18 protein-coding genes are annotated in these 16,576 nt (G+C 71.6%); 9 read left to right on the top strand and 9 right to left on the bottom strand.

Annotation, left to right across the window (positions count from 1 at the left end):
- Window positions 1-653, bottom strand: a 653-nt coding sequence (locus VFZ39_RS04260) for an FAD-binding oxidoreductase (RefSeq protein WP_330864481.1), incomplete at its 3' end; no start/stop codon positions are given.
- 58 nt (window positions 654-711) lie between these two features.
- Here VFZ39_RS04260 and VFZ39_RS04265 point away from each other — a divergent pair.
- Window positions 712-2,073, top strand: a complete 1,362-nt coding sequence (locus VFZ39_RS04265) for a threonine/serine ThrE exporter family protein (protein WP_330864482.1) — start codon at window positions 712-714, stop codon at window positions 2,071-2,073.
- Window positions 2,074-2,088: 15 nt separating this feature from the next.
- On the opposite strand, the gene VFZ39_RS04270 is transcribed toward VFZ39_RS04265, so the two are convergent.
- Window positions 2,089-2,709: a pyridoxamine 5'-phosphate oxidase family protein gene (locus VFZ39_RS04270; protein WP_330864483.1), complete on the bottom strand. Its 621-nt coding sequence runs from the start codon at window positions 2,707-2,709 to the stop codon at window positions 2,089-2,091.
- A 98-nt stretch (window positions 2,710-2,807) separates the two neighbouring features.
- Entirely contained in the window at window positions 2,808-3,287 is a 480-nt protein-coding gene (locus VFZ39_RS04275; protein WP_330864484.1) for a cupin domain-containing protein, read from the bottom strand.
- Between the two features lie 145 nt (window positions 3,288-3,432).
- On the opposite strand from VFZ39_RS04275, the gene VFZ39_RS04280 reads away from it, so the two are divergent.
- The 5 genes from VFZ39_RS04280 (at window position 3,433) to VFZ39_RS04300 (ending at window position 8,545) form a co-directional block, all read left to right on the top strand.
- A complete protein-coding gene (locus tag VFZ39_RS04280; RefSeq protein WP_330864485.1) occupies window positions 3,433-4,419 on the top strand; it encodes a hypothetical protein in 987 nt (328 codons plus the stop codon).
- Window positions 4,413-4,994, top strand: coding sequence for a TIGR03086 family metal-binding protein (locus VFZ39_RS04285; protein WP_330864486.1), 582 nt, complete (start codon window positions 4,413-4,415; stop codon window positions 4,992-4,994). The genes VFZ39_RS04280 and VFZ39_RS04285 overlap by 7 nt, the downstream gene beginning before the upstream one ends.
- 93 nt (window positions 4,995-5,087) lie before the next feature.
- Window positions 5,088-6,593, top strand: a complete 1,506-nt coding sequence (locus VFZ39_RS04290) for an aldehyde dehydrogenase (NADP(+)) (protein ID WP_330864487.1) — start codon at window positions 5,088-5,090, stop codon at window positions 6,591-6,593.
- 30 nt (window positions 6,594-6,623) lie between these two features.
- Window positions 6,624-7,688, top strand: a complete 1,065-nt coding sequence (locus VFZ39_RS04295; RefSeq protein ID WP_330864488.1) for a hypothetical protein — start codon at window positions 6,624-6,626, stop codon at window positions 7,686-7,688.
- A 23-nt stretch (window positions 7,689-7,711) separates the two neighbouring features.
- Window positions 7,712-8,545: a hypothetical protein gene (locus tag VFZ39_RS04300; RefSeq protein ID WP_330864489.1), complete on the top strand. Its 834-nt coding sequence runs from the start codon at window positions 7,712-7,714 to the stop codon at window positions 8,543-8,545.
- 1 nt (window position 8,546) lies between these two features.
- Here the strand turns inward: VFZ39_RS04300 and VFZ39_RS04305 are convergent, their stop codons facing one another.
- From VFZ39_RS04305 to VFZ39_RS04320, 4 genes are all read right to left on the bottom strand, one after another.
- Window positions 8,547-9,704, bottom strand: coding sequence for a pyridoxal phosphate-dependent aminotransferase (locus VFZ39_RS04305; RefSeq protein WP_330864490.1), 1,158 nt, complete (start codon window positions 9,702-9,704; stop codon window positions 8,547-8,549).
- Window positions 9,705-9,812: 108 nt separating this feature from the next.
- Entirely contained in the window at window positions 9,813-10,844 is a 1,032-nt protein-coding gene (fbaA, locus tag VFZ39_RS04310; RefSeq protein ID WP_330864491.1) for a class II fructose-bisphosphate aldolase, read from the bottom strand.
- 84 nt (window positions 10,845-10,928) lie between these two features.
- On the bottom strand, window positions 10,929-11,603 hold the full coding sequence (locus VFZ39_RS04315) for a TrmH family RNA methyltransferase (protein ID WP_330864492.1): 675 nt from the start codon (window positions 11,601-11,603) through the stop codon (window positions 10,929-10,931).
- Entirely contained in the window at window positions 11,603-12,244 is a 642-nt protein-coding gene (locus tag VFZ39_RS04320; protein ID WP_330864493.1) for a maleylpyruvate isomerase N-terminal domain-containing protein, read from the bottom strand. Before VFZ39_RS04320 ends, VFZ39_RS04315 begins: the two co-directional genes overlap by 1 nt.
- Window positions 12,245-12,280: 36 nt before the next feature.
- On the opposite strand from VFZ39_RS04320, the gene VFZ39_RS04325 reads away from it, so the two are divergent.
- The gene (locus VFZ39_RS04325; RefSeq protein WP_330864494.1) at window positions 12,281-13,015 is read left to right on the top strand and encodes a DedA family protein; all 735 of its coding nucleotides are present in this window, start codon (window positions 12,281-12,283) and stop codon (window positions 13,013-13,015) included.
- Window positions 13,016-13,036: 21 nt separating this feature from the next.
- On the opposite strand, the gene pyrE is transcribed toward VFZ39_RS04325, so the two are convergent.
- Window positions 13,037-13,561, bottom strand: coding sequence for an orotate phosphoribosyltransferase (gene pyrE, locus VFZ39_RS04330; protein ID WP_330864495.1), 525 nt, complete (start codon window positions 13,559-13,561; stop codon window positions 13,037-13,039).
- Between the two features lie 29 nt (window positions 13,562-13,590).
- On the opposite strand from pyrE, the gene VFZ39_RS04335 reads away from it, so the two are divergent.
- The gene (locus VFZ39_RS04335) at window positions 13,591-14,007 is read left to right on the top strand and encodes a DUF3151 domain-containing protein (protein ID WP_330864496.1); all 417 of its coding nucleotides are present in this window, start codon (window positions 13,591-13,593) and stop codon (window positions 14,005-14,007) included.
- A gap of 210 nt (window positions 14,008-14,217) precedes the next feature.
- Complete coding sequence (locus VFZ39_RS04340) at window positions 14,218-15,246, top strand: type IV toxin-antitoxin system AbiEi family antitoxin domain-containing protein (RefSeq protein WP_330864497.1); 1,029 nt, start codon at window positions 14,218-14,220, stop codon at window positions 15,244-15,246.
- A 94-nt stretch (window positions 15,247-15,340) separates the two neighbouring features.
- On the opposite strand, the gene lysS is transcribed toward VFZ39_RS04340, so the two are convergent.
- Window positions 15,341-16,576 (bottom strand): lysine--tRNA ligase (lysS, locus tag VFZ39_RS04345; RefSeq protein WP_330864498.1); only part of this gene is annotated, 1,236 nt, incomplete at its 5' end.

Below are 16,576 nucleotides of genomic sequence, written 5' to 3' on the forward strand. Positions count from 1 at the left end.
GGGAAGAGGCGCAGGACCGCGGCCGTGACGACGCCGAGCGTGCCCTCCGACCCGATGAAGACCTGCTTGAGGTCGTAGCCGGTGTTGTCCTTGCGCAGGCCCCGCAGCCCGTCCCACACCTGCCCGTCGGGCAGCACGACCTCGAGGCCCAGCACCAGGTCGCGCATCATGCCGTAGCGCAGCACTGCCGTCCCGCCGGCGTTCGTGGCGATCGTGCCGCCGACCGTGCAGCTGCCCTCCGACGCGAGCGAGAGCGGGAGCAGGCGGCCGGCGTCGGCCGCGGCGCGCTGCGCGTCGGCCAGCACCACCCCCGCCTCGACCGTCAGGGTGTCGGCGACCGGGTCGACGTCGCGCACCGCCCTGAGCCGGGCCAACGACAGGACCAGCTGGTCGCCCCCTGCATCGGGCACGGCGCCTCCGGCGAGCCCGGTGTTGCCGCCCTGCGGCACGAGGGCCACACCCGCCTCGTGGCACAGCCGCACCACGGCCGCAACCTCGGCCGTCGTGCCGGGTCGCAGCACCGCGGGCGTCGAGCCCCGAACCGCCCCGGCCCAGTCCTCGACGTACGACGCCGTGTCGGCCGCCTCGGTCAGGACCCCGGCCGGTCCGAGCTCCGCCCGCAGCGCGGCGAGCAGGGCACCAGGGACGGCCATACCGACATCCTCCCCGACCATCCGCCCGACCGGAGAGGTGACCTGTCACCATCAGATCGTGAGCGCGTCCCCCGCCGGCAGACCTCGGACCAGGCGCCGCCGGGGCGGCTCGATGCCGGTGCTCGACCTGGCGATGTCGATCGGCGAGCGACTCCTCGTGTCGGGCATGTCCGCCAACGACGTCGTGGTGCAGATGCTGCGCGTGACCCGCGCGTACGGTCTGTCCAGCGTCCACGTCGACCTCACGTACACCTCGATGGGGGTCACCCACCACCGCGGCCCGACCCGCCGGCCGCTGTCCATGGTCCGGATCGTGCAGCCGGTGGTGGTCGACTACTCCAAGGCCAAGGAGATCTCGCGACTGCTGACCCGGATCGAGGCGGGGCTCAGCGTCGAGGACGCGCGTGACGCCTTCGACGAGATCTTCTGGGCGCCGACGCCCTACCCCTCCTGGATCGCGCTGCTCGGCAGCGGCGGGATCGCCGCCGGGGTCTCGCTGACGTTCTCCACCTCCTGGCTCCTCGCGCTGATCGCGTTCGTCACCGCCGCTGCCGCGGAGCGGTTGCTGCGCTGGCTGCACGCACGTCGGGTGCCGCCCTTCTTCGCGCAGGCCACGGTCGCCGGGGGGATGACCATGGTGGCGGCAGGGGTGCACCAGCTCGGCCAGTCGGGCCTGGCGCTGTTCGAGGACATGGACCCGACCCTGATCGTGGTCGGCGGCATCGTGATGCTGCTGGCCGGCGTGATGATCGTCGGCGCCGTCCAGGACGCGATCGACCAGTTCTACGTCACCGCATCGGCCCGGCTGCTGGAAGTGGTCATGCGGACCGGCGGCATCGTGGCCGGCATCTTGATCGCAGTCCGGATCCTCGAGGTCTGGGACGTCGCGTTCGTCATCGTCAATACGCCGGGATCGTTGGCGCCGCTGTGGGCGCAGTTCGTCGGCGCGGGCCTGATCTCCTTCTCGTTCGCGGTGTACTGCTTCGCCGACCTCGCCACCGCGCTGCTCACGGCGCTGGTCGGGCTGGTCGGCTACGGCGTGTACGCGGCTCTCAACGACGCGGGTTCCACCGAGGTCGTGGCGAACACGATGGCGGCGCTCACGGTCGGGGCGCTCGCCACCTTGCTGGTCCGCGGCACCGACGCCCCCGGCTTCGGCATGGAGAGCGGTGCCCTGCTGCCCCTGGTGCCCGGCCTCGCCCTGCTCAACGGCCTGCTCGAGATGATGGGTCGCGACCCGGACAACCCCGCCATCGTCGCGGGCGGGCGGTCGCTGTTCCTGGCACTGCTGGTCGCGCTCGGCATCGCTGCCGGCGCGACCCTCGGCACCTATCTCGGCCGCCCGGTCAACGACCAGCTGCGGCGGCTGCGTCGACGGGTGAAGACGGTGGCCGAGTCGCGGTACCGGCCGCCGGTCTGACGCGGCCGACGACGCTCAGCGGCCGAGCACCTCGCGGTCACCGGGATCCCGAGCGGGGTCGTCGGCCGGCAGCGCGTCGAACGCCCAGTCGGACCGCTTCCACTCCGGCACCGGGGTCGTGCAGTCGCTGCGGGGCACGAACCGCGAGCGTCGTACCAGCTCGTAGCGGTGGATGTAGCGCGGGCAGTTCGGGTAGACGGCCCGGGCACGCACCCGGACGATGAACTGGGCCTCGGGGAAGTCACCCTGCAGCGGGTCGTCGAGGTCGATGCTCGCCTCGCCCTCCAGGCGCATCCGGTGTCCCCGCTCGAGGTCGATGAACAGCATGCCCACGTGCGGGTTGACGAGCACGTTCCCCGTGGACAGGTACATGCCGTTACCGTCGTAGATCGGGAAGGCGAGCGTGTGCGGGTCCACTACGCGCACGAAACCTGGGTCGCCGCCCTTGTAGGAGCACGTCGGTCGCCCCTCCGCGTCCGCCGAGGCGAGGAAGAACATGTCACGGGCCTCGATGAACGCCCGGTCGTGCTCGTCGATGGTGTCGCCCACGAGCAGCTCGTCGATCCGGTCGGCGAGTGCTCGGGTGTCGAACCGGTCCTGCAGCGACCTGCTGCCCTCGTGGTACTCCGACGTCATGTCGCCTCCTGACGTGGTGAGGCCACCCGGGAGCGGACACGTGGCGCGCCGGCCTCGTGAATCAGTGTGCCGCCGTGCTGAGCCCGCGTCGAGCAGAGCTAGAGCGGGTCGGACACCCCCAGCGGAGGGCCGACGAACTCCACCCAGTTGGCGTGGCCGAGCGCCGAGAGCTGGTCTGGACTCACGGGACCGGGGAGGAGCTTCGCGTAGTCCTCGAACAGCCGCTCTGCGCCTGACGGCGTCGTGACCACCAGTAGTCGGCCGGGCTCGTCACCGACGTTCTGGAAGGCGTGCGGGGCGCCTCTCGGTCCGAAGGCCATGCCGCCCGTTCCGATCCGGAACATGGCCGCACCGGCCTTGAACCTGAAGTCACCCTCGAGCACGTACCAGACCTCGTCATCGCGGACGTGGGTGTGCAGGGCCGGGCCGTTCTTCGGTGAGATCACGAACTCCATGACCGTCATGGAGCCGTTCGTGTCGACGGTGTTGGTCTTGACGTGAACCGTGTCTCCGGTCGGTGTCTGGAGCTGGGTGCCCTCGCCGGCCCGGACGGCGAAGGGCTCGAGTGGACTGGCCATCGTGGCCCCCTTTCGATCCTCGACCCTAGGCGTGGCACTGCAGCGCCGCATCGGGTGGAATGCCCATCCACGGAGGGAGGTGAGTGGTCTGATCTGTGCACCCGTTCCCATGGCGCTCGAGCGCGCGGGGTGTCACCGTGGTCACGTGGATCCGGCCGAGTTCCTGGACGACGTGGCTGTCCGTACGACGCTCGTCGAGCATCTCGGTAAGTCCGGTGCTGCCCTCGAACGGGTGACGCTGGGCGACGGGCGGACTGTGATCGTCAAGCGGATCACGCCCGACACTGACCTGACGCTGGCCCTGTTCGACCAGCCGGTGGCGCAGGAGCTCGTGCTCTGGCGGTCCGGGGCGCTCGACCGGCTCCCGGAGCAGGTCGGGCACGTGATCCTCGACGGTTGGGTCGAGGGTGAGGACACGACCGTCATCGTGATGCGGGATCTCGGCGACACGGTCCTGACGTGGGAGGACCGGCTGGATGCCGGTCAGTGCCGCTGGATGCTCGAACGCGTTGCCGCACTTCACCGCGCCTACCTCGGCGACCCGCCGGAGGCGGTGGCGGCGCTGGCGCCGGCGCTCGAGCTGTTCGCCCCCGCCCGGATCACCGAGCTCGCCCGGCAGGGCAGCGGGCTCTTCGAGGTCGCGTTGCGCGGCTGGGAGTACTTCGCGGACCCCGACCTGGTGCCCTCCGACGTCTCGGACGCCGTGTTCGCCCTGCTGGCGGATGCGCACCCCCTGGTGCGTGCGCTCGCCAGCGGCCCGGTGACGCTGGCGCACGGCGACCTGGCGACGGTCAACATGGCGTTCGAGGGTGATCAGCTGGTGCTGCTCGACTGGGCGATGCCGCTGGCTGCCCCGGGAGCGTTCGACATCGGTCGGTTCCTGGTCGGCTGCGGCCACGTCGTCGACCTGCCACCGGACGAGATCCTCGCCGAGTACCGCCGACTGGCCGGCGCGGCGTACGACGAACGGTCGATGCAGTTCGCGCTGCTCGCCGCCCTCTGCTGGCTGGGCTGGAACAAGACGCTGGACATCGTGGAGAGCGACGACGAGGCGGTCCGTGAGCGCGAGCGGGTCAGCCTCACGTGGTGGATCAGGCACGCCCGAGAGGCGATCGAGAAGGGAGCATGGTGATGGATCTGGAGACCTTGTACCGGCGCACCGTCGACGGGTGGACCGCTCGGGTGGAGGGTGTCGGCCCCGACCAGTGGGAGTCACTGACCCCCTGCGCCGACTGGGACGTGCGCACGCTGGTCAACCACGTGGTCGGCGAGGACCTGTGGACCGAGCCGCTCGTGCGCGGCGCGACGATCGAGGAGGTGGGGGACCGGTTCGACGGCGATCTGCTCGGCGCCGACCCGCTGGCGGCCGCGCGTGACGCGGCCGTGGAGGCGACTCGCGCCGTGGGCGACGCCCTGCCGGCACGGGCGAAGGTGCACCTGTCGTACGGCGACGAGGACCTGGAGGAGTACGTCGCCCAGCTGACCGCCGACCACCTGATCCACGGCTGGGACCTGGCGGCCGCCACGGGTGGGGCGACCGAGCTCGACGGTGATCTGGTGGAGGCCGTCGCGGAGTGGTTCGCCGCGCGCGAGGACGCCTACCGTGCCGCGGGCCTCATCGGCGACCGGGTGGGGGGATCCGGTGACGCGCAATCAGAGCTGATCGGCCGGTTCGGCCGCGACCCACGCTGGGGGCAGCGCTCCTGAGCGCCACCGATTCCGGCGCGTGCCCCTGAGAGTGCGCTGGAGCGCACTCTGGGGCACACGCCGCGGATGTGGGCGCGCGGCTACGGTCGTCCCATGACCCTCACCGCCCACTCGATCATTGCCGGGACCGAGGCCGCGCGTCCGTCGGTGGAGGCGGCCACGGCCGCCGCCGCGGGGGCGTTCGACGTCTACCGCGACACCACGCCGCAGCAGCGCGGGGCGTTCCTCGACGCGGTCGCGGACGAGATCGAGGCCGGCCGCGGCGCCATCGTCGAGGCGGCGGTGTCCGAGAGCGGCCTGCCCGAGGCCCGGATCTCCGGCGAGGCCGGGCGCACCACCGGACAGCTCCGCCTGTTCGCCGACGTCGTCCGACGCGGCGACCACCTCGGCGTACGGCTCGACCCGGCGCTGCCCGAGCGCAAGCCACTGCCGCGACCCGACCTCCGTCAGCGGATGGTCCCGCTCGGCCCGGTCGCGGTCTTCGGCGCCAGCAACTTCCCCCTCGCCTTCTCCACGGCCGGCGGCGACACGGCCTCGGCACTCGCTGCAGGCTGCCCGGTCGTCGTCAAGGGCCACCCGGCTCACCCGCGGACCGGCGAGCTGGTTGCCCTGGCGGTGACCCGCGCCGTCGCCGCGCACGGCCTGCCTGCGGGCGTCTTCTCGTTCGTGCTGGCACCCGATGCGCAGAGCGCGATCGAGCTCGGCCAGGAGCTGGTCGCCGACCCCCGGATCAAGGCGGTCGGCTTCACCGGCTCCCGAGCCGGCGGCCTCGCGATCGTTGCCGCCGCCGCGGCGCGTCCAGAGCCGATCCCCGTGTACGCCGAGATGTCGTCGATCAACCCGGTGATCATGCTCCCCGGAGCGCTCGCCGACGGCGACCTCGGTGCTCTCGCCACGGCGTACGTCGGGTCCCTCACCCTCGGCTCCGGCCAGTTCTGCACCAACCCCGGTCTGTTGTTCCTCCCGGACGGGGCCGACGGTGACGCCTTCCTCACGGCGGTGGGTGACGCGGTGACCGCCAGCTCGGGTCAGCGGATGCTGACCGAGGCCATCGCCCGCGCCTACGAGTCCGGTGCCGCGGCGCTGCGTGAGGCCGAGGGCGTGCGGGTGCTGGCGCGCGGCACCGAGGGCGGCGACCTCGCACCCGCGCCGCAGGTGGTCGTGGCCGGGAGCCCCGCCGGCCGGGTCACCGACGAGGTGTTCGGCGCGTCCGGAGTCGTCGTGCGGTACGCCGACGTCGACGCGCTCGTGCCACACCTCGGTCGGCTCGAGGGGCAGCTCACCGCTACCGTCCACAGCTCGCCGCGCGACTCCGACGCGGCCCGCCGGCTGCTGCCGGTGCTCGAGGGCAAGTCCGGCCGGATCCTCTTCAACGGCTGGCCGACCGGGGTCGAGGTCTCGCACGCGATGGTGCACGGTGGCCCGTACCCGGCGACCTCGGACGCGCGCACCACCTCGGTCGGCACTCGCGCGATCGAACGGTTCCAGCGGCCGGTCTGCTACCAGAACCTGCCCGCCGACCTGCTGCCCGACGCCGTGCGCGACGACAACCCCTGGGGCCTCACCCGGCGGGTGGACGGCGACCTCCGGCTGCCGTGACTCTCAGGGCCGCATGATCAAATTGGCACCGTGAGCGAGAAGACGGTGCGACCACCGCACACGTCGATGGCGGCCGGCTTCGTCATCGGTGGGTCGGTCGGCATCGTGGTGACCATCGCCGGCCAGCTCGCCGGGCTGCACTCGCTCGAGACCCAGAAGCAGGTCACCAGCTTCGTCACCGACGGCCCCGGCGCCGAGCTCGGGATGGACCTCGAGACCGCACTCGACTGGATGCGGGTCATCCTGATGGTCGTTGCCGGCTGCGCCACCGCCGCAGTCGTGCTGGCGATCCAGGTCCTGCGCTGCAGCCGGGGTGCGCGGGCGCTGCTGACCGTGCTGGCCTTTCCGATCTTCCTCGGCGGCTTCGTGGCAGGAGGGTTCCTCACCGCCCTGGTGGCCGCGTCGATCGCGCTGCTGTGGGTGGGGCCGTCCGCACAGTGGCTGCACGACGGACCCGCGACGTCGAACCGCCGGTTCCTCGACCGGCCGATCCTCCCCGTCGACGCCGAGCGGGAGCGGCAGCAGCCGCCCCCGCCGTCACCGCCGTCACCGCCGTCCTCGTCGCCGTCCTCGTCGCCGTCCTCGGCGCCTGCACAGCACCGGCCGTCGCCGCAGCCCGGCACGGCGCGGCAGCTGTTCGTGGACCGACCGCCGGCGCCCGGCTCGCACCCGCGCCGGCCGGACGCGGTCGTGTGGGCGTGCATGCTCGTCTGGGCCGGCTGCGGGCTGGTCGTGGTGGCGATGGCGATCACGGTCGCGGTGGTCGCGGGAGACCCGGCCTTCGTGCTCGACCAGCTGCGCCAGCAGGACGAGGACCTCGCGGTCCAGGACCCCGACGTCCTGGTGAACGCGACGTACGTGACGGCGGCGGTGCTCGTGGTCTGGTCGGCCGGGGCCGCGGTGCTGGCCGTCCTCGCCTACCGACGGCGGAGGCCCGGCCGGCTGGGCGTCCTGGTCTCGGCGGCCGTCACCGGCGTGCTCTGCCTCGCCGGCGTCTTCGCCTCGGTCGTGCTGATCATCCCCGCCGGCGCCGCCGTGGCCACCGTCGCGCTGCTGAGCCGCCCCGAGGTCAGGGCCTGGTACGGCGCGCGCTGAGCCGCGCATGATCCAATTGGCCCATGAGTGACACGACGGGCAGCGACCCGCAGGGCGAGCAGCGGCCCTCGGGCGACGAGCAGCCGCCGGCCCAGCCCTACGGTCAGCCGCAACAGCCGTTCGGTGCGCCGCCGCCGAGCCCGTCGCCGTACGGCCAGCAGCCCACCGGTCAGCAGCCCGCCGGCCAGCAGCCCGCCGGTCAGCAGCCCGCCGGCCAGCAGCCGGCGGGGGCGGCGCCGCCGTCCTACACGCAGCAGTACGGACAGACGTACCCGCAGCAGGGGTACGGCCAGCCCGCCTACGGCCAGCCCGCGTACGGACAGCCCGCCTACGGCGGTGAGTACGGCGGATACGGTGCGCCGACGGACAAGCGGCCGGCGTCGGTCACGGCGGCGGGCGTGATCACGTTGGTCAGCGGCGGCCTGATGTTCGTTCTGCTCGCGGTCACGCTCGTGACCGTGCTGGCCGCCGGACCGGACTCGCAGTACGTCCAGGACATCGTCGACGAGATGGCCCAGCAGAACGAGGCGTACGAGGACTTCTCTGCGCAGACCATCATCAACATCGCGGCTGTCGGGATCGGGATCGCGCTCGCCTGGACGCTGATCGCGATGCTGCTTGCCGTGTTCGCGATGCGCCGCTCGAACGCCGCCCGGATCGGGTTGGTCATCTCGGCAGCCGTGGTGTGCATCCCGACCGGACTGATCGGCCTGGCGGGGGCGTTCTTCATGCTGCTGCTGAGCGCCGCCTGCATCGTGGTGATCATCTGCCTCTTCGCGGGCGGGGCGGGTGGCTGGTACGCGCGGCGGCACGGTCAGCAGCCGAGGTCGGGCGGGATCGCGCCGCCGATCGCCTGAGTCACTTCTCGAGAACGGCCCGGCGCAGCCGGCGCAGGCCGTCCTCGATCACGTCCGGCTCCTTGCAGAACGCCCACCGCACCAGATGCCGGCCCGCCTCGACGTCGTCGTAGAAGAACTGCTCCGGGATTGCGACCACGCCCGCGCGCTCGGGCAACGCCTCGCAGAACTCCAGACCGTCGGACCAGCCGAGATGGCCGACGTCGGTCGTCGCGAAGTACGTGCCCTCCGGCACCCTCGGGTCCAGCCCGATCTCGGCGAGCCCGGCACAGAGCTGGTCACGCCGCTTCTGGAGGTCCGCGGCGAGCTCGCGCGGGAAGTCGCGCTCGTGCTCGAGGGCGTGGGCGACCGCGTGCTGGAACGGTGTCCCGGAGGTGAAGCTGAGCCACTGCTTGGCTGCGAGGAGCCCGGAGACCAGCGACGCGGGCCCGGTCGCCCAACCGACCTTCCAGCCCGTGACCGAGTAGGACTTGCCGACGCTGGACAGGGTCAGGGTCCGCTCGCCCATCCCGGGAAGCGTGGCGATGGGCACGTGCTCGTGGTCGTCGAAGACCAGGTGCTCGTAGACCTCGTCGGTGATCACGACCAGGTCCCGCTCGATCGCCAGCTCCGCGACCGCCTGGAGCTCCTCGCGCGTGAGCACGGTGCCGGTCGGGTTGTGGGGACTGTTGAGCAGCACGAACCGGGTGTGGTCGGTGATCGCCGCGCGCAGTGCGTCGGCGTCAAGCCTGAAGTCGGGCGCGCGCAGGGTCACCGGGCGGCGTACGGCTCCGGTCATCTGCAGCATCGCGACGTACGAGTCGTAGTAAGGCTCGAGCACCACGACCTCGTCGCCGGGGTCGACCAGCCCGAGCAGGGCGGCCGCGATCGCCTCGGTGCAGCCGGTCGTCACGCAGACCTCACGGTCGGGGTCGAGGTCGATCCCGTAGTGCCGCCGCTGGTGGTCGGCGATGGCCGAGCGCAGCTGCGGGATCCCGATCCCGGGCGCGTACTGGTTCGCCCCCGCGGCGATCGCCTCTCGAGCCGCCTCCAGCAGCTGGTCAGGCCCGGACGTGTCCGGGAACCCCTGCCCGAGGTTGACCGACCCGGTCCTCACCGCCAGCGCCGACATGGTGCTGAAGATCGTCGAGGTCATCCCGTGGAGCCGTTGCGCCAGCATGCGCTCGACCCTAGTTGGTGCGGTAACGCCACCTCAGGTGCGCTCCCGGGACGCTGCAACATGCCGGGAGCGCCTGTCCGGTGGCGTTAGCCGCCTATCAGCGGATGCTCAGCGCAGGGTGTGGCCGCTGGAGCGCAGGTTCTCACACGCCTCGACCACGCGGGCGGCCATGCCCGCCTCGGCCGCCTTGCCCCAGGCGCGGGGGTCGTATGTCTTCTTGTTCCCGACCTCGCCGTCGACCTTGAGGACGCCGTCGTAGTTCGTGAACATGTGCGCGGCGACCGGGCGCGTGAACGCGTACTGGGTGTCGGTGTCGACGTTCATCTTGACGACGCCGAAGTCGACCGCGGCGCCGATCTCCTCCGAGGTCGAGCCCGAGCCGCCGTGGAAGACCAGGTCGAAGGGGCGCGCGTCTTCGCCCAGGCCGAGCTCGGCTGCGGCGGCCTTCTGTGCCTCGCGCAGGATCTCGGGGCGGAGCTTGACGTTGCCCGGCTTGTAGACGCCGTGGACGTTGCCGAACGTGAGCGCGGTCAGGTAGCGGCCGTTCTCGCCGGCGCCGAGCGCCTTGACGGTCGCGATCGCGTCGTCCGGCGTCGTGTAGAGCTGCTCGTTGATCTCGTTGGCGACGCCGTCCTCCTCGCCGCCCACGACGCCCACCTCGATCTCGAGGACGATGTGGGCGGCCCGGCACCTGGCGAGCAGATCCTCGGCGATCTTCAGGTTCTCCTCGAGCGGTACGGCGGAGCCGTCCCACATGTGGGACTGGAACAGCGGTGCCTCGCCGCGCGCCACCCTCTCCGCCGACAGCTCCACGAGCGGCCGGACGAAGCCGTCGAGCTTGTCCTGCGGGCAGTGGTCGGTGTGGAGCGCGATGTTGACGGGGTAGTGCTTCGCGACCTCGGCGGCGTACGCCGCGAACGCGACCGAACCCGTGACCATGTTCTTGACGGTCGGACCGGAGAGGTACTCGGCGCCACCGGTGGAGACCTGGATGATCCCGTCGGACTCGGCGTCGGCGAACCCCTTGAGGGCCGCGTTCAGGGTCTGGGACGACGACACGTTGATCGCCGGGAACGCGAACGACTGCTGCTTCGCGGCATCCAGCATCTCGGCGTACTTCTCAGGGGTTGCGATCGGCATGCCCAAACCCTAACCGCTACCGTTCGGTCGCTCGCGGGGCCGCCGCGCGGTGCCACATGGTGGACGCGCGACCGTCCCGGTTCCTCACGAACCGCCCCGCCAGGCGTCCTCGCCCGACAGGTCGGCGTACTCACGGACCCATGCGTGCATGGCGATCGCGGCGGCCGCGCTGGCGTTGATCGACCGGGTCGACCCGAACTGCGCGATCGAGAACGTGCCGTCGCACGCCTCGCGGGCGGCCTCCGAGAGGCCCGGCCCCTCCTGCCCGAACAGGAAGCACACCCTGCGCGGCAGCGCCATCGTCTCCAGGTGGTCCGACCCCGGCAGGTTGTCGATACCGAGCAAGGTCACGTCCTGGTGGTGCAGGTAGGTCGCGAGGTCGGTCACCGTCGGGTGGTGCCGCACGTGCTGGTACCGGTCGGTCACCATCGCGCCGCGGCGGTTCCACCGCCGGTTGCCGACGATGTGCACCTCGGCGGCGAGGAACGCGTTCGCCGTCCGCACGATCGTCCCGATGTTGAAGTCGTGCCGCCAGTTCTCGATGGCGACGTGGAAGTCGTGCCGTCGGGTGTCGAGGTCGGCCCGGATCGCCTCCAGGCTCCAGTAGCGGTAGCGGTCGACGACGTTGCGGCGGTCGCCGTGCCGCAGCAGCTCCTCGTCGTACTGCTCACCCTCGGGCCAGGGCCCCTCCCACGGCCCGACGCCGACCTCCTCGGGTCCGTACGGCATCGGGTCGTACGGCGCGCGCGAGTCATCCATCAGAAGGCGGAGACCGACGCGGGCGCGCGTTGCGGCCGGCTGAGCGCCCGCACGACGGCGGCCTGGCCGTGCCGGTCGACGGCCACGTCCGCGAGCAGCCCGATGACCCGTCGGACCGCCCCCTCGGGGAAGTTCGGGGTGTCGAGCCCGACGCTGGAGGCGAGGTCGTCGGAGTGGACGACCAGCTCCATCAGCCGGGTCGTGGCGAAGCCGGCCGCCGTCAGCGACCAGCCCTGCCACGGGATCAGGACCGGGTCGTCGTCGCCGACGCGCGCCAGTGCTGCGGGTAGGGCCTCGAGAGCAGACCTCGCGTGTGCGGCGTGGGGGTCCGGGCCACCCGCGGCCTGCCGGTCGGCGCCGGTGCGGATGCCGACGTTGTCCTCGTCGTCGAGGCCGGTGTTGGCCCAGGGCGCCTGCCGGTAGTGGTCGACGACCCGGATCGGCACGGACTCGTCGGGCGCGTCGGCGTACAGCCGGATCAGGGCGTCGACCTGGCCCGTCAGGTGGTGCGCCAGCCCGCCCACCGTCATGCCCTCGCAGGAGCTCTCGTCGGCCCAGGCAGCACGGACCGGGTCCGACAGGGCGAGGTCGACGGCAGCCGCCGCGGACGCGAGGACGTCGTCGGAGAAGGAGAGCGGCACGACCTGAGGCTACCGCCGCCCAGGTAGGGTCAGCGCGTGACGGAGTTGCTCCAGCCACTGCTGCTCGGCATGGACTGGATGGACCCCAACTGGCTCCTCGAGCGCTTCGGCGAGGAGCTCTTCTGGCTCAGCCTGGTCATCATCTTCGTCGAGTGCGGACTCTTCTTCCCGTTCCTCCCCGGCGACACCCTGCTGTTCGCGATGGGGCTGTTCATCTCGACCGAGCGGGTCGACGTCTTCCCGGGACCGGCCGGGGTGGAGCTGGCGGTGGCGCTGGCCCTGTTCACGGCGGCCGGCTTCCTCGGCAACGTGAGCGGGTACGAGATCGGCCGCGCCATCGGGCCCCCGCTGTACGAGCGGGACGGCCGGGTCCTCAAGCGCAAGTACTTCGACCAGACCTCCGCCTTCTTCGACAAGCACGGCAACAAGGCGCTCGTCATCGGTCGGTTCGTGCCGTTCGTGCGGACCTACATCACGGTGGTCGCGGGCGTCACCCGCATGGAGCGGACCCGGTTCTTCCTCTGGAGCGCGGTCGGCGCGATCCTGTGGGTCTTCAGCATCACGCTGCTCGGCTACTTCCTCGGCTCGGCCTTCCCGAGCCTGGGGGATAACATCGACCTGGCGATCGTCGTCATCCTCGGGTTCTCGGTGATCCCGATCGCTTGGGAGTGGCGCCGCCACCGCCGTACCCACGCCCCGGAGGCCGAGGACCGCGACCACGATGGGCGTCCTGACCGCGACGTCATGGGCAGCGACGTCGACCCGCGCTGAGGCGCTTCTGCGGAGCGGGGATCAGCGCACGGCGTCGAGCTCGGCCTTCGTCAGCACCGCCCGGACCTCGAGCTGCACGTCCGCGAGCGGGTTCTCGCCCGCCGGGCTGCGGTCGATCGCGCACAGCACGTGCTCGACGGTGGCGCCGTACTCCCGCAGCCGGCGCGTCGCGTCGCGCACCGCGCCGCCAGTGGTGATGACGTCCTCGACGAGGGTCACCCGGCGACCCGCGACGTCCGGCCCCTCGGCGAGCTTGCAGGTCCCGTAGGTCTTGGGCTCCTTGCGCACGAAGAGGGCCGGGAGCCCGGTCTCGGCGCTGAGCACCGTCGCGATCGGGATCCCGCCCATCTCGAGGCCGCCGAGCAGCTCGGTGCCCTCGGGGACCAGCGGTCGCATCTGCGCGACCACGCGGGCCAGCAGCTCGGGCCGGGCCTCGAAGAGGTACTTGTCGAAGTACTCGCTCGACACCTGCCCGGACCGGAGGGTGAACTCGCCGGTGAGGCGGCAGCAGGCGTTGATGTCGCGGGCGAGGTCCGGGTCGGTCATGGCCGGGACTGTAGTGGCAGGCTGGGGCCATGAGTCACCAGGACCTGATGGCCGGACCCCCGCCGACGTACCTGCCCGAGGACCAGGCCGCGGCCGACCTGCTCGAGGGCGCCGAACCGGCCGCCGTCGTACGCCGCCACCCGGCCTCGCCGATCGCCTGGGCCGCCCTCGCCGCGCTGGCCGCGGAGCAGGGGGCCGATGACGTCACGGTCTACGCCTATGCCCGGGTCGGCTACCACCGCTCGCTCGACCTGCTGCGCCGCAACGGCTGGAAGGGGCACGGCCCGGTCCCCTGGTCGCACGAACCCAACCGCGGCTTCCTCCGCGCCCTCGCACTCCTCGCTCTGTCCGCGAGGGCGATCGGCGAGACCGACGAGTGGGAACGCTGCGCAACCTTCCTCCGTGACTCCTCCCCTGAGGCCGCTGACGAGCTCCTCCCCAGCTGAGGCTCACGTGTGAATGGCGCGTAACGGTGCCTGAGGTGCGCTCCCACCCCCGTGTGACGGGGTCGGAGCGCACTTGAGGCACCGTTACGCGAGGGGACCGGCCGCGAGTCTGACCGGTTGGCATCCACAGCCACGGCTCGCCGACGAGCTGTCCACAGGACCGGCCACTGACGACCCACTCGAGGCGTCGCCGCGGGCAGGGTTCCCGGCATGGACTCCAGACTTCGCGCATGTGTGGCCGCGGGGGACGGCCTCGCGACTGCGGAGGCCCTCCGTGCGCACGGTTTCACAACTCGACAGATCACGGCGTGGGTGCGCACGGGCGTGCTGGTCGCCGTGCGACGGGGTGTCTACACGACGTGCGAGCTCTGGGAGTCGTGGGACGCATTCTCCGCCAGGCCGCTCGCTCGCATCCGAGCGGCAGCCACGGTCATCGAGATCGCCTGTGTGTTCAGCCACGACTCGGCCGCGATCGTGCACGAGCTCCCGCTCCTGTGGCCGCAGGGCGCCGCCGTCCATGTGAGTCGGGAGGACATGCGTGGCTCTCGCGTCAAGGGCGGGGTTCACCACCATGGTGCTCGCTTCAGACCTGAGCAGGTGCAAATCGTCGAAGGCCTAGAGGTGCTCGACCGGCCGCGCACGGTCGTCGACATTGCGCGTGAGCACGGCTACCGCGCCGGGCTCGTGGCTGCCGACGGAGCCATGCAGCAGGGCATCACGCGCGATCAGCTGCGCGAAGCGGCCGGGGACATGGCCGGCTGGCCGTACAGCCTGACGGTGCGGTCGGTCGTGAAGGATGCCGACCCAGGCGCGGAGAGCGTCATCGAGACATTGGGACGAGAGTTGCTCATGGAGTGCGGTCTCGGCCCGATCGAGACCCAGTTTCCAGTCCCTGTGAGCGGCGGCGTGGCCTGGTGCGATCTGCGCGTGGGCTGTCACATCGTCGAGTGCGACGGCCGTTCGAAGTCCCGGCCACTCGTCGACGGAGGCCTGGCGGATCGCGATCTGGAGCAGATCCTGTGGGACGAACGGCGCCGCCAGCGCGAGGTCTGCGCGGTCGGCCTGGGGATGTCACGTCTCGTGTGGGACGACTTCTGGGGCGATGCCCGTGAGCGTGCGAAGGACCGCCTCCTTCGCGAGGAGGCAGTCACGCGACGGCGGTTCGGCGACACCTTGCCGCCCCACCTCGAGGAGTTCGCGCGGAAGCTGCGTGGCCGGCGGTATCGCGCCGCCGGCTGACCATGGGTAACGGTGCCGCCAGTGCGCTCCCACCCCGTTGCAACGGGTGGGAAGCGCACCGCTGGCACCGTTACGCGCGTCTCAGCAGCGTTACTCAGCCGCCCAGGAGGTGCCGGACCCGCTCCGAACCGAGCGCCACGATCAGGGTGGGCAGTCGCGGGCCGCGCTCGGCGTCGACCAGCAGGTGGTAGAGCAGACCGAAGAAGGCCTTCTGGTCCGCCTTGACCTCGTCGGTCGGTGGGGCGTCGAGCGGGAGGCCGCGGGCGAGCTTGGGGACGCCGTAGACCAGCGAGGTGACCGAGTCGAGGTCGAGCTCGCCCTCGGGGAGTCCGGTCAGGAGCAGCCGCAGCCACTCCGACTCCTGCGGGCCGAGGGCCGACAGGGCGGCAGCGTCGGGAGTCGTACGCACGGTGGTCCGGTCGGAGGGCGGGACGAACTCCGCCATCCACTGCATGGCCTTGGCCAGCCGCGGCTGCAGGTCGTCGACCGAGTCGTGCGGGTAGCCGACGTTGCCGACGACCTGGCTGATCAGCGAGGACGAGCCGGCGGTCACATCGGCCACCGACGACAGCACCCGGAACGGCACCGTCACCGCCGACACGGGCAGCGCGCCCGCGGACACGGTCGCCGCGGCCCGCTCGTGGGCGAGCACCGCGCCGTCGCGCTTGCCGGACGCGGCCTTGCGGCCGAGCGCGTCCCACTCGTCGTACAGCCGGACCACCTCGGGACCGAAGTCGATGTCGAATGCCTGGCGCGGGTTGCGCCGCACGTAGAGCCACCGCAGGATCGGCGCCTCCAGGACGCGCAGCGCGTCGGCCGCGGTCGGCACGCCGCCGGCCGACGACGACATCTTCTGGACGCCGGCGAAGCCCACGAACCCGTAGCCGAACCAGGCCGGGCGCGGCATCTCGAACACCGACTCGACCAGCTCGTGGCCGACCGAGAACGACGAGCCGGGCGTCGCGTGGTCCATGCCCGCCGGCTCGAAGTCGACGTGCTCGAAGGCCCACCGCATCGGCCAGTCGACCTTCCACACCAGCTTGCCCTCGTCCTGCGTGGCGAGGTTGGTCACGCCGGTGAATCCGCACGAGGAGCAGGAGTACGGGAGATCGGTCGTCGCGTCGTCGTACGACGAGGGGGTGGTCGTGTCGCGAGCGCACTGCCGGCAGTAAGCCTTGAAGGGGAAGCGCGCGAGGTCATCGACGCTGGCGGCGTCGTCGGGGTCCACCTCTTTCGTGCGGTGCTGTGCCAGCACCTGCTCGATTCCGTCGCGGTGCGAGACGGCGTGCAGGATCTGCTCCCGGTAGACGCCTGCCTGGTAGCGCTCGGT

Source organism: Nocardioides sp. (assembly GCF_036374615.1).
In the GTDB taxonomy this organism is placed as follows: domain Bacteria; phylum Actinomycetota; class Actinomycetes; order Propionibacteriales; family Nocardioidaceae; genus Nocardioides.

Bases quoted from the DNA above. Each gene is read 5' to 3' on its own strand.
- VFZ39_RS04290 (WP_330864487.1), top strand. From the start codon at position 5,088: ATGACCCTCACCGCCCACTCGATCATTGCCGGGACCGAGGCCGCGCGT.
- VFZ39_RS04335 (WP_330864496.1), top strand. From the start codon at position 13,591: ATGAGTCACCAGGACCTGATGGCCGGACCCCCGCCGACGTACCTGCCC.
- VFZ39_RS04300 (WP_330864489.1), top strand. From the start codon at position 7,712: ATGAGTGACACGACGGGCAGCGACCCGCAGGGCGAGCAGCGGCCCTCG.
- VFZ39_RS04305 (WP_330864490.1), bottom strand. From the start codon at position 9,704: ATGCTGGCGCAACGGCTCCACGGGATGACCTCGACGATCTTCAGCACC.
- fbaA (WP_330864491.1), bottom strand. From the start codon at position 10,844: ATGCCGATCGCAACCCCTGAGAAGTACGCCGAGATGCTGGATGCCGCG.
- VFZ39_RS04270 (WP_330864483.1), bottom strand. From the start codon at position 2,709: ATGACGTCGGAGTACCACGAGGGCAGCAGGTCGCTGCAGGACCGGTTC.
- VFZ39_RS04275 (WP_330864484.1), bottom strand. From the start codon at position 3,287: ATGGCCAGTCCACTCGAGCCCTTCGCCGTCCGGGCCGGCGAGGGCACC.
- VFZ39_RS04340 (WP_330864497.1), top strand. From the start codon at position 14,218: ATGGACTCCAGACTTCGCGCATGTGTGGCCGCGGGGGACGGCCTCGCG.
- VFZ39_RS04315 (WP_330864492.1), bottom strand. From the start codon at position 11,603: ATGGATGACTCGCGCGCGCCGTACGACCCGATGCCGTACGGACCCGAG.
- VFZ39_RS04285 (WP_330864486.1), top strand. From the start codon at position 4,413: ATGGTGATGGATCTGGAGACCTTGTACCGGCGCACCGTCGACGGGTGG.
- pyrE (WP_330864495.1), bottom strand. From the start codon at position 13,561: ATGACCGACCCGGACCTCGCCCGCGACATCAACGCCTGCTGCCGCCTC.